Source organism: Caulobacter sp. DWR1-3-2b1 (assembly GCF_049895765.1).
Lineage (GTDB): Bacteria > Pseudomonadota > Alphaproteobacteria > Caulobacterales > Caulobacteraceae > Caulobacter.
On the sequence record NZ_JAFCSZ010000054.1, the window covers coordinates 1 to 10,930 of the forward strand.

The following is a 10,930-nucleotide window of genomic DNA, read 5'->3' on the forward strand; positions in this document are numbered from 1 at the left end:
AAATCCTGCATACAGCTAATTATTTCAAATCTACGATCTGCATTGGCACGAATGCTGGACACGTTAAAATCTACCACTTCTTCCAGTCCTTGAACCGATCTTCAGGAATGTGGGTATCATCGCGCTGCCCAGTTTTCTCGCCAGGATAACTGGGAGTGACGGGCTTGCCATCAGCGTCGAGCCGCCTTCCGCCAGAAGTAACTTTGACGTTAGGGCCTCGTCCATTCTCCCCCTTGGAGTTTGGATTACCTGGCGACCAGCGCACGCCATCACCATTTTTGCCCGCCTTCCCAGGCACCTTCCACTCCCATCCACCATCGTCCGTCGGCTTTCCGTCACCCCAGCCTGAAGGAATATTGTCCTTCACTCCGTCGGGGACTGGATTTGAGTCGTTGGAATGGATGAGTCCGCCGATCGCATCTCCAATTCCACGACCGATATTGGCGACGTCGGATCGGCATTGATCAGAAGTGGCGCAGGCGATGGAGCCCCCCACGACGAGCGCAGCCCCAAGTCCAACACCGCAAGCGACGGCTTGTGGCCCCGCGCAAGCAGCAAGCAAGGGCAAGGGAAGAGCGATGTTCCCCGTCGGATCGGTCTTGTTGAGCGGGTCGTTGCCAACGTAGGCGTAGAGGTTGAAGTCGTCCTCATACCCGATGGGGTCGGTTTGGAGAGACAGATCCCCCCGACGCGGCCCTGTCGTAACTCGGGCGTTTTCCCCTTACGCCACCTGGCTTTGCGGCGGCTCACACGGGCGAGGTTTGCCCGGAGCGCCGATTTGGCCCTTGAGGCGGTTTTGGCGGCGCGGATGACCCTGCACGGGCGCACGCGGATTCGATTTTCAAAGGAGCTTTCGCACGCCCTGGCGGGCGCGGGAAAAGGCCGGCTGAGAGGGTGATGGGACGGGCGATTGGGCCCGGTCGTCGGACGCGGAGCTTGCGGCCAGCGCCGCGCGGACGGCGGCCAGTTGGTCGGTCTGAAGGCGCGCGCCGGGATGGGTGCCTTCCTAGACGAACCGTGTCCAGCCCTGGAGCCTCGGGGTCGCCCGGTTAAGCTGACAACACCATGCCCTGTTATCTAGCCCTCCGCCCCTTCATCCTCCGATTGATGGAAAGCCAGATGTGCGCTGAGGCGGCGCATGCAAAGCAAACAAACAGGACCAACAAAACGTATGGTACAGAAATTGGCCTAGATATTGAGGTGATAGCCTGCGGAAAAATGAGACCGGTCGCAGATATCATAATACTTAATAATCTTGATGGGTAAAAAATCCACACGAACACCAACAAAGCTACGGCGGAAGATTCAATTCCACGAAAAACTAGGAGGTCCGCTGACTTCAAATACCATATGTACGTAAACTCAAATACAAATATGAGCGCAGCCAGCGCGAAAATAGAAAGTGCGACCGCGCCAACGGTTTTGATTGAAAAATTCGTCATTATCGCGCCAACGCTCTTCTTGCCGCAACTATGTTTTGCGACTGATTTGTATGCCAGACGTCACTGACAGCGGGACGCCAGATGAAGCCCAGCAGTGGGTCTTGGCGCCAAGCATGGCCTTCACCATAAGTCCTCATGGTTATTGATCCATCCGCCCCGATCGCTCCGAACTGATACACGAACCCCTCGTTCATTCCGTGTTCCCCCGCGACGGTATAGTTGACAGTAATATCGGTAAACTTCGACGTATTGGGAGAAGGTATCAAAAACGATCTAACGATGTTTGTGCCATCAGTTGTAGGCAGAGCCCCGACATCATTTCGAGTTCCTTTTGGGCTAGAGCGCTGATCATCACCGGGTGTTGGATTGTTAGCTATCGCGTCACCGATAGCACCCGCTGCAGCAGAGCCTTCCATTCCTGTTCTGTGACGAACGTCATAGTCGTGGAAGTTTGAGGTGCCAGGAGTGAAACCTCGAGCCCCGACATTGTTCGGAATAGTGACGGCAGGCACCGTCCGATCCTCGGGAGTTATGCAGACCTGGTTGCCGCAGACATTTGCCTCGCGTCCGGTCGGATCAGTCGCGTTCAGCGGGTCATTGCCCACATAGGCGTACATATTCAGCCCATCATCGTACCCGATGGGGTCGGTTTGGAGAGACAGAGCCCCCCGACGCGGCCCCGCCGTACAACGGGTGATTTTCCCTTATGCCATCTGGCTTTGCGGCGGCTCACACGGGCGAGGTTCACCCGGAGCGCCGATTTGGCCCTTGAGGCGGTTTTGGCGACGCGGATGACCCTGCACGGGGGCGCGCGGATTCGATTTTCAAAGATCGTCCAGACGAGCTTAGCCACGCCCTGGCGGGCGTGCATAGAGGCTGGCTGAGAGGAAGAAGCCGGGCGGTTACGCCTGGTCGTCGGGCGCCGTGGCGGCATCCACGGCCGCACGGAGGGCGGCCAGCTGGTCGCTCTGAAGGCGGGCGCCGGGGTGGGTGGCGGCGTGGACCTCGGAGAGCTTGCCGATCATCACGCGGGTGTAGATCTGGGTGGTGTCGAGGCTTTCGTGACCCAGCATCTCCTGGATGAACCGGATGTCGGCCCCGCCCTCCAGCATCAAGGTCGCCGCCGTGTGGCGGAACAGATGGCATGACCCGGTCTTGCCAAGATCGGCCGCCGTCACATAGCCGCTGATCTTGTCGGAGAGCTTCTTGGGGGCGATGGCCTTGCCGCTGCTGGTCAGGAACAGGATGTCGGGATCTCGCCCCACCACCAGGTGCGGCCGGCCCTTCTCCAGATAGACCTCCACCCAGGCCTTGGCCCGTGCGCCCAAGGGCACGATGCGGTCCTTCTTGCCCTTGCCCTGGCGCACCGCCAGCACTTGGCGGGCGCGATCGACATCGTGCAGGGCGAGCCTCGTCAGCTCCGTGCGGCGGATCGCCGTGGCGTAGAACACCTCCAGCATCGCCCGGTCGCGCAGGCCCACGGGGTCGGAGAGGTCCGGCAAGGCCAGCACCACCTCCACCTCATCGGCCGTCAAGGTCGTGGCCGGCAAGCGCCGCTCCGACCTCGGCAGCTCCAGGGCTGCGGCCGGATCGGCGACGATGTGGTTTTGCGCCGCCAGCCAGGCGAAGAAGCCCTTGATCCGCGACAGCCGCCCCGCCTGCACCCGGAAGGTCAGCGGCGCGCCGTCCGCGCGGTTGTGCTGATAGAGGTGACGGCGATAGCGCTCCAGGATCGGCTTGGTCACGTCGCGCGGCTCGGCGAGGCCGCGCTCGTGGCACCACAGGATGAACGTCGCCAGATCCGCCGCCCGCTGGGTGATGGTCTCGGCCGCATAGTTGCGCACTACCAGGTCGGCGAGATAGCGGCGACGGAAGGCCGCCAAGCTGTCGCGGTCGTTCTCGCCCGGTAGCGGCGCGGATTTGACGCCTCTCACTAGGCCCGACCGGCCACGGCGTGCGGGTATGGGTATGACCCCGCGCCGTTCGCCACGCCCAGATGCGCCTGATCGGCCTCGTCGGCGTCGTCCTGCACGGCGAGCCTGACCACGCTGGGCTTGGCGGGGATTTCAGGGGGCCGACCGGGGGCCGACACCACCCCGACCGCGCCCCGACCGGGGGCCGCCCGCTGGCCCTCCAGCCCCGCCCGGTTGTCGTCGTACTCGCGGTTTCGGGTCTGGCTCGGGGCCTTCAAGGCCTCGACGTCGATCAGGCCCATGACGAACGGCTCGCCGCCTTCGCCCTCGCGCGCCCAGGCCAGCTCGTAGACGAACCGGCCGGCGTCACGGCGCAGCAGCAGATATTCCAGCTCCTCCAGGCGCCCTAGATGCACCTTGGCCTGGGTGTCGCCCCAACCGGTCGCCTCGCGGACCTCGCGCCGGGTGAACCGCACCTCCTGGGCCTTGATCCCCGCCGCCTGGGCCCGCGCCTCGACCATCTGACGCACCAGGGTCAGCAACCGGCGGGTCTGAGGCGGCAGCTCGTCCAGCGTCACCCCCAGCACCGTGTGGGCCAGGTGGTTGGCGGCGGCGATGTCGTCGATCGTCGCCTCGACGTAATCGACCACCTCGCGGCCCGGGCGGACAAGCTGACGGATCGGTCGTTGGTGCTGGTGCAGCAGGGCGATGGCCCGGATCAGCCCCAGATATTTGCGATGGTCGCGCCGGGTGCGGGTCTTGTCGTCCAGGAAGGTCAGTTGCTCGGCGTAGGGGTTCACCACCTTCAGCGGCCGAAGGAGCCGCTGGGCGTCCTGGTGCAGGGCGACGATCGCGGCGCGGTCCTCGCCGGCCGCCAGCCCTTCAAGGGTCTCCTCGAACCGCTGGCGATCCTGGATGGCCCGCGTCTGCTCGCGGCTTTCGTCGATGGTCAGGACCAGGCAGCGGTTCTTCAGCTCTTCGTCCAGATCGATCGCCGTGGTGGTCATCATCAGCGCCACCGGCCCCTCCACCGTATAGGTCTGGGTCACCAGCTTGCCGCTGGCCGGGTCCTTGCCCGTCGAGGCGATCGTCAGCGTCCCCTGGCTCTGCAGAAGCTTCAGGGCGTAGGAGGCATGGCGCGCGCCTTCCTCCTCGGCGATGGCCAGGGCCTTGTGCTTGAGATCCCCCTGGCCAAGGTAGAACAGGCTCTGACCGGTCATCGCCGAGTAGGCCACCGTCTCCTCCGGCGGGGCCAGGGCCAGCACCGCGTCCATCAAGGCGCTCTTGCCCGCCGCGCTGGTCGACTGGATCAGCACCGCCAACGGCTTTTCCAGCTTGCGGCTGATCACCGCCAGATAGGCCACCAGGGCGTTGCAGGCCTCGCCGACCACGCCGCTGGCCGCCACGTCGGCGGCGATCCGGTCCAGCAGGTTCGGCGAGCGCAGCAGGGCCAGGGCGGCGGTCTCGCGTTCGGGCGTCAGGATCGGCGCGGCCGGACCGTTGGCCTCCACCTTGGCCGCCAGGGCGCGTTCCTCCTGCATCGTCTCGAGCTTCAGCAGGATCTGGCCGAGATCCCGTTTGACCGCCTCGGGCGCCATGTCGATCTCGGCCGCCGCCTCGGCCGCGAAGGCTGTGCGGCTGCGGGCGCTCAGCAGATCCAGGCTATCGACGTGGAAGGCCTCGCCCCTCCTGACCAGCAGGTTGATCTTCAGCGCCTCCAGCGAGACGTTGCGCTCCAGGCCGCGCACCCGCCAAGTCCGGTCGCCCAAGGCGATCGTCACGTCGCGCTCGCCGACCTGCGCCTCAATCGCCGGCGACGGTCCCGGCGGGATCGGCCCGGCGTGGCTGGGCCACTCGTGGCTCGACTCATCGGCCATTTCCATCTTAGCGGCTAAGAGAAGATCGGGACCGGGCGCGGCCTCCACCGGCTCGCCCAGGATCACCCCGTCCTCGTCGATCACCACATGCTTGGCGGCCCCGCCCGCGATCCATTCGGCCGATCGCAGCAAGGCGCCCAGGCTGGCGCCGGCCGGGGTCACGGCCAGGGCGTAGGCGTTGGCGTCCATGCCCTTCGGGAAGTTGACCCGATAGGCCCCGATCCCCACGCCGGCCAGCCGCTCGGCCACGGCGACGGCGCCCTTGTCGCCGGCCGCGTCGCGGTCGAAGGCGATCAGCACCCGCTTGACCCCGGCTTCGACCAAGGCGGCCAGGATCTCGTCGGTGAAGCCGCCGGCCCCGTAGGCCGAAGTGACGTTGCGATGGCCCGCGCACCAGAAGGTCAGGGCGTCGATCAGCGCCTCGGTCAGAATCACGTCGTCAGCGCCCTGGATGCCGGCGCGGTTGAACACCCCGCGATGCGGCCCCGGCAGGTACAGATGCTCGGCCGTGCCCGCCCGAAGGTCGCCGCGGATCTTGCGGCCGTAGAGGTTGGCGACAGCTCCATCCATGGCGGGGATCGGGATCACCAAGGATCCGCGCAGGTGTTCGTGGCCGCTCTCGCGCAGCACGCCCAGCGCCTGCAACCGCCCCCGGACCTCCGCCCCGGCCTTCCTGTTGGCCTGCGGCAAGCGATAGCCCAGGGTCCGATCCGCGTAGCCCAGGCCGAACGTGTCGATCACGTCCGGATGGGTCAGCCCCCGGCGCTCCAGATAGGCCAGGGCCTCCGGCGTGGCCTTCAAGGCCGCATGGTAGAAGCTCGCCACCTCGCCCAGCAGCGCGGCGTCCTCGGCGGGCGTCGCCAACGGCGCCAGCTTGGCGACCGTCGAGCGCGTCTTGGCAGGGGCCGATGGATCTGGGGCGTAGTCGCCTTTCAGCAGCTCGACGGCATGGCGGAAGCTGACCGCCTCGCGCCGCATCACCCAGGCGATCGGATCGCCGCCCACGTCGCACGCCCCAAAGCACCGCCACAGGTTCTTGTCGGGGCTGATCACCAGCGACGGGGTCTTGTCGTCGTGGAACGGGCAACAGCCGACATGGTCGGCGCCGCGCTTTTCCAGCTTCACCCCAGAGGCCGCGACGATGCCGACCAGGTCTGATTCCACCTTCAGCCGCTCGATCTCGCTGTCGGGGATACGGGCCATCGGCGGGGGTCTCGCTAAAACTTGTCAACTGCATAATCAGCCACTACTGTTCATGCGAGTCAGCCACCGATGTCAAGAACGATGATTTCACCCCCGTATGATCCGGCGCACCCCTACTGGCGCCGGATTCTGCTCATGAGCTTCCCCCAACGACTGGCCGCAGCCCGGCACGATCGCAAGCTGAGCCAAGCCCAGCTTTCGCGAGCGACGGCTATCAACCAGTCGCAGATCAAGCGCTATGAGACGGGGCTGACTCAGCCCTCCCTGGAGGCCCTGCGCAAGCTCGCCGTGGCCCTGCACGTCTCCATCGACGCCCTGGTGTTCGACGAGGGCGAGCGCGGGCCTGACGACGAGCTGAGGCTGGCCTTCGAGGCCGTCGCCACCTTCGATCCCGAGGACAAGGCGATGGCCACCCGGATCATCCAAGGGCTGATCCTCCAGCACCAGGCCAAGATCTGGTCCAAGGCGTCCTGACGCCCGCGCCGCGCCTGGCGGCTACATCGCAGCGCCCGCCTCTAGGATCGGCTCTCAGCCGCTCCTTAGAGCCCCTGTTTGTCTATCTCTCAGACCATTTCCAGCAACGTCGCCAGTTCCAGGCGACGGTTTCGGTTGCTGATCCACCGTACCGATGCCCTTCAGCCCCCAAGAAGCCGCCCCAGCGCCCGCCAAGCCCTCGCCAGCTCGCTAAGCCGACACCTCGCACGGTGGATCGGCAACCGCGCCCCGGCTGCCGCGTGGCGTCGCCCAGCCGGCGATGATCGCCGCCACCTCGGGCCGGACGATCAGCAGCGCCTCGTCACGCGTCATGCCCGGGATCCGCAGCAGGCGGTCGTAGTCGGTGAAGGCGTGGCGGACGTGGGCCTGGGCCACCAGACCGAAGGCCTGGCCGATCGTCACCGGCTCGCCCCATTCCCGGGCCGCCAGCAGCTCGACCAGGTGCGCCAGGACCTCGGGCGGGCAAAGGCCGTGCCTGGCCCTCACATGCCCCTCCACGGCCGCGCGCGGGAAGCTCGTGCACCGCTTGCGACCCACCGTTTCGGCCTCCGTCCGCGCCCTGCTCGGCGACCATGTTGGCGCCACCGATTCCGGGCTGCAATCGGCCCTGTCGGACACGCCGCGTTCGAGGCCGCCGATGTAGTGCCCCCGGTAGTGAGTTCGGCGTTGATGAGATTGGGGTTTTCGGGATTCGGTAGTATGCCGAGTAGTGCCCCTAAAAATCAGCGATCCGATTAGTATAGATAAGTCAAGGCGTTACGAGCACCGAGAGGTGCGTATGGTGTAGTGCCATTTTAAGGGGATTTTGGTGCTGATTTGACCGCCCAAAGACCCTCTTAAGGGGGTCCATAACCAGCCGATCGCGGTACGCGAGCGGAAAAGCCATCGGCGTTACAGATAATTACATAAAATTACAGATTATCGACAACATCTGTACGGATAATTACATTTCATCGACAGATTATCGACAAAGCCACTGCGCTAGCGGAGCCGATCGCGCAGCGCGCCTCCCACAAGGCGCCGTAGCAAGCGAGCGGCTTAGCGGCGGCAGTCCAACTATCGACTAGGAAACGTCAGGGCGTGGCTGGACGACAACCTCTTAAATTCGCCGCCCTCACAGTCGGAGATGTACATTCCGAGGTTTACAATCAGAGGCATCTTCGGAATCTCGAAGCGATCGCCCGTGCTCGCGGAGTAGGTCATTTTCCCACCAGGGGCGACGTAGACATTAGGCTCGGATTTAAGCATCGAGGCAAATTCAGAAGCGTGGTCTGGTGTGTTGGGCACAGGGTCAAGCGCCTCAGAATCGACCAGAAAGCCGTCCCCGGATTCCGAGCCCGGCGAAGCGATGAAAATAGCGCCAACGATCCGGTTGATATAGCGGATCGAAAAGCACACTGGACGTGTGGATCTGTTCTCCACTGTGACAGCCAGTGTCACGCCCTTGCAAATATTATCGCAGCTCACGGCTTCAGCCGAGTCCAGATGGATCGACACTTCGTCGAGCGCTTGCGCTTGGGCGCACGAGGCCAGGAAAGCGGGGGCTAGGAGAGCGAGGATCAGGACTGGGCGAGACATCAATTGCAGGCCCGCGCAATCAGACAAGCCCAGCTTTCGATGTTGTTTTGGGCGCCTGCGGGGTTTGACCTAGCATAGGTTTGGACCGAGCCAGGGCCATACACGCCGTAGTAGTAACCATTAGGATACTTCATTTGCATATCTCTACCCATTTGGAAGCCTTGTAAGTGCATGGGCTCATGGATTGTGGCCATTCGACTATGCGTCCCAGTAGACGCGAAATAGCCGGTCCCGAAAGCCACTTGCCCGCCTCGAATGGTGCCGCCACCGCTCCAGTCGCCCGCCTTGTAGAGGTCGTATTTGCCGCCCTGGGCCGTTCCGGGGTCGTTGTAAAAGCCTTCCAGTTTGCCGAGCGCTTTATCTAGTTTTGCGAGATTTCCCGCGCTCAATCCGCCCTCACCAAACGCCTTGGTCATAGCGCCTGCAAAGGTTTTGCCTTGCGCGCCGCCCGGATCGGCTCGGTAGGCAGCGAGCGCGCCCTTTGTGGCCGCGACGTCTTTCTTGCCTTGCTCCTGCTTGGCCTCCCAAGCCTTGCATTCGCTCCCTGAGAGCCCTTGACGATCGCTGGTACTCTGGGTTCCGCATCCCGCCAACCCGGTCGGATCGGCCTTATTGAGCGGATCGTTGCCGACGTAAGCATACCAGTTGAGGCCATCGCCATATCCGATGGGGTCGGTTTGGAGAGACAGAGCCCCCCGACGCGGCCCCGCCGTACAACGGGTGATTTTCCCTTATGCCATCTGGCTTTGCGGCGGCTCACACGGGCGAGGTTCACCCGGAGCGCCGATTTGGCCCTTGAGGCGGTTTTGGCGACGCGGATGACCCTGCACGGGGGCGCGCGGATTCGGTTTTCAAAGATCGTCCAGACGAGCTTAGCCACGCCCTGGCGGGCGTGCATAGAGGCTGGCTGAGAGGAAGATGGGCCTGGTTATGCCAAGGCGGCCAGGCCGTTCTTGCGCACGATGGTCAGCAGGCGAAGCGCCGGGCCGCCCGGCCGCTTCTGCCCGCGCTCCCACTCCGACACCAGGTTAGTGGAGACGTTCAGATAGCGCGCGAACACCCCCTGGGACACATGCTCAGCCTCGCGGATGGCGCGGATCTCCTCGGGGTCCAGCGGCGTGGCCGGCGTCAGACAGGCCAGATCGAACGAGCGCAAGGTTTGCTTGTCGATGGACCCGGCCTGATGCAGCCCCTCCATCATCTCATGCACCGCCGCCAGGGCCGGGCTCCTATAGGTCTTGGTCATCGTCCTGCACCTGTGTCCAACGTCCCGCCGCCACCTCGGCCGCCATCTGCGCCTCCGATAGTCCCAAAACCACCTTCGCCGCCGCCTGGAACACCGCCACCTCGTCCCGGCTCAGATTGGCCCGGTCGTTCTTGGCGAACCCATAAACAAACACCGCCCGCGTCCCCACGCGATAGAAGACCATCACCCGATAGCCGCCGGACTTGCCGGCTCCGGCCCGGGCCACCCGCTGCTTGATCAAGCCTCCGCCAAGATCGGCGTCGATCAGCCCCGCCTGAGCCCGCCCGACCGCGTCGCGCAAGGCCTGGTCGCTGATCTTCTCCTTGCGCGCATACTTCTCGAACCAGCCGTTCTTGTAGAGGCGCATCACCGAGCGTTCCGTGTGTCGCAGGCTTCTATCATACCTAGTGTGATATTCAAAGATGCGAGTCCTGGGTCAGGCCTTGTCAGGCTCACCGGCGAGAGCGGCTCTGATCCCGGCCAGCTGATCGGTCTGGAGCCTGGCCGCCGGATGGGTGGCGGCGTGGACGTCGGACAGCTTGCCGATCGCCACGCGGGTGTAGATCTGGGTCGTGGTCAGGCTCTCGTGACCCAGCAGCTCCTGGATGAACCGGATGTCGGCCCCGCCCTCCAGCATCAAGGTCGCCGCCGTGTGGCGGAACAGATGGCACGACCCGGCCTTGCCCAGGTTCGCGCCGGCCACATAGCCGCTGATCCTGTCGGAGAGTTTCTTGGGGGCGATGGCCTTGCCGCTGCCGGTCAGGAACAGGATGTCGGGATCTCGCCCGACCACCAGGTGCGGCCGGGCCTTCTCCAGATAGACCTCCACCCAGGCCCTGGCGCGGGCGCCCAGGGGCACGATGCGATCTTTCCGACCCTTGCCCTGGCGGACGGCCACCAAGGCGCGGCCGTGGTCGATGTCGTGCAGCATCAGCCGGGTCAGTTCCGTCCGCCGGATCGCCGTGGCGTACAGCACCTCCAGCATCGCCCGGTCGCGAAGGCCCATGGGGTCGGTCAGGTCCGGCAGGGCCAGCACCGCCTCGGCCTCCTCGGCCGTCTGTCCGCCGTCAGCGCCTTTGAGACAGATTGAGGGTTCCGTTTAGAGGAGGGTTTTGGTCTCATCGTAGTGACGAAGGAACGAAGATGAGACCAAAACCCTTGGCCGCGAAAGCGGCG

The 10,930-nt window shown here is 64.4% G+C and carries 11 protein-coding genes and 1 pseudogene; 1 reads left to right on the forward strand and 11 read right to left on the reverse strand.

Features of this window, described 5'->3' with window-relative positions:
* Window positions 1–70: 70 nt before the first annotated feature.
* The 4 genes from ACP69S_RS21545 to ACP69S_RS21560 all read right to left on the reverse strand — a co-directional run bounded on the left by ACP69S_RS21545 (window position 71) and on the right by ACP69S_RS21560 (window position 6,435).
* Window positions 71–679, reverse strand: coding sequence for an RHS repeat-associated core domain-containing protein (locus ACP69S_RS21545; protein ID WP_426000744.1), 609 nt, complete (start codon window positions 677–679; stop codon window positions 71–73).
* 762 nt (window positions 680–1,441) lie between these two features.
* A complete protein-coding gene (locus ACP69S_RS21550) occupies window positions 1,442–2,140 on the reverse strand; it encodes an RHS repeat-associated core domain-containing protein (protein WP_426000746.1) in 699 nt (232 codons plus the stop codon).
* Between the two features lie 204 nt (window positions 2,141–2,344).
* On the reverse strand, window positions 2,345–3,376 hold the full coding sequence (xerC, locus tag ACP69S_RS21555) for a site-specific tyrosine recombinase XerC (RefSeq protein ID WP_426000728.1): 1,032 nt from the start codon (window positions 3,374–3,376) through the stop codon (window positions 2,345–2,347).
* Window positions 3,376–6,435, reverse strand: coding sequence for a CHC2 zinc finger domain-containing protein (locus tag ACP69S_RS21560; RefSeq protein ID WP_426000730.1), 3,060 nt, complete (start codon window positions 6,433–6,435; stop codon window positions 3,376–3,378). Before ACP69S_RS21560 ends, xerC begins: the two co-directional genes overlap by 1 nt.
* A gap of 135 nt (window positions 6,436–6,570) precedes the next feature.
* Between ACP69S_RS21560 and ACP69S_RS21565 the strand changes: the two genes are divergently transcribed.
* Window positions 6,571–6,909, forward strand: coding sequence for a helix-turn-helix domain-containing protein (locus tag ACP69S_RS21565; protein ID WP_426000732.1), 339 nt, complete (start codon window positions 6,571–6,573; stop codon window positions 6,907–6,909).
* A gap of 210 nt (window positions 6,910–7,119) precedes the next feature.
* On the opposite strand, the gene ACP69S_RS21570 is transcribed toward ACP69S_RS21565, so the two are convergent.
* The 7 genes and pseudogenes from ACP69S_RS21570 to ACP69S_RS21600 form a co-directional block, all read right to left on the reverse strand.
* Complete coding sequence (locus tag ACP69S_RS21570; protein ID WP_426000734.1) at window positions 7,120–7,467, reverse strand: DUF2293 domain-containing protein; 348 nt, start codon at window positions 7,465–7,467, stop codon at window positions 7,120–7,122.
* A 519-nt stretch (window positions 7,468–7,986) separates the two neighbouring features.
* Window positions 7,987–8,427, reverse strand: coding sequence for a hypothetical protein (locus ACP69S_RS21575; protein ID WP_426000736.1), 441 nt, complete (start codon window positions 8,425–8,427; stop codon window positions 7,987–7,989).
* A gap of 80 nt (window positions 8,428–8,507) precedes the next feature.
* The gene (locus tag ACP69S_RS21580) at window positions 8,508–9,101 is read right to left on the reverse strand and encodes a hypothetical protein (protein WP_426000738.1); all 594 of its coding nucleotides are present in this window, start codon (window positions 9,099–9,101) and stop codon (window positions 8,508–8,510) included.
* 39 nt (window positions 9,102–9,140) lie between these two features.
* Window positions 9,141–9,233, reverse strand: a pseudogene (locus ACP69S_RS21585) (hypothetical protein); the annotation flags it as partial.
* Between the two features lie 203 nt (window positions 9,234–9,436).
* Window positions 9,437–9,754: a helix-turn-helix domain-containing protein gene (locus ACP69S_RS21590; RefSeq protein WP_426000740.1), complete on the reverse strand. Its 318-nt coding sequence runs from the start codon at window positions 9,752–9,754 to the stop codon at window positions 9,437–9,439.
* Window positions 9,738–10,121: a type II toxin-antitoxin system RelE/ParE family toxin gene (locus ACP69S_RS21595; protein WP_426000742.1), complete on the reverse strand. Its 384-nt coding sequence runs from the start codon at window positions 10,119–10,121 to the stop codon at window positions 9,738–9,740. The genes ACP69S_RS21590 and ACP69S_RS21595 overlap by 17 nt, the downstream gene beginning before the upstream one ends.
* Before the next feature lie 69 nt (window positions 10,122–10,190).
* Window positions 10,191–10,841, reverse strand: a complete 651-nt coding sequence (locus ACP69S_RS21600) for a tyrosine-type recombinase/integrase (RefSeq protein WP_426000748.1) — start codon at window positions 10,839–10,841, stop codon at window positions 10,191–10,193.
* Window positions 10,842–10,930 lie beyond the last annotated feature (89 nt).

Excerpts from the sequence above, each read along its gene's own strand:
- ACP69S_RS21595 (WP_426000742.1), bottom strand. The coding sequence starts at position 10,121 with ATGCGCCTCTACAAGAACGGCTGGTTCGAGAAGTATGCGCGCAAGGAG.
- ACP69S_RS21565 (WP_426000732.1), top strand. The coding sequence starts at position 6,571 with ATGAGCTTCCCCCAACGACTGGCCGCAGCCCGGCACGATCGCAAGCTG.
- ACP69S_RS21560 (WP_426000730.1), bottom strand. The coding sequence starts at position 6,435 with ATGGCCCGTATCCCCGACAGCGAGATCGAGCGGCTGAAGGTGGAATCA.
- ACP69S_RS21590 (WP_426000740.1), bottom strand. The coding sequence starts at position 9,754 with ATGACCAAGACCTATAGGAGCCCGGCCCTGGCGGCGGTGCATGAGATG.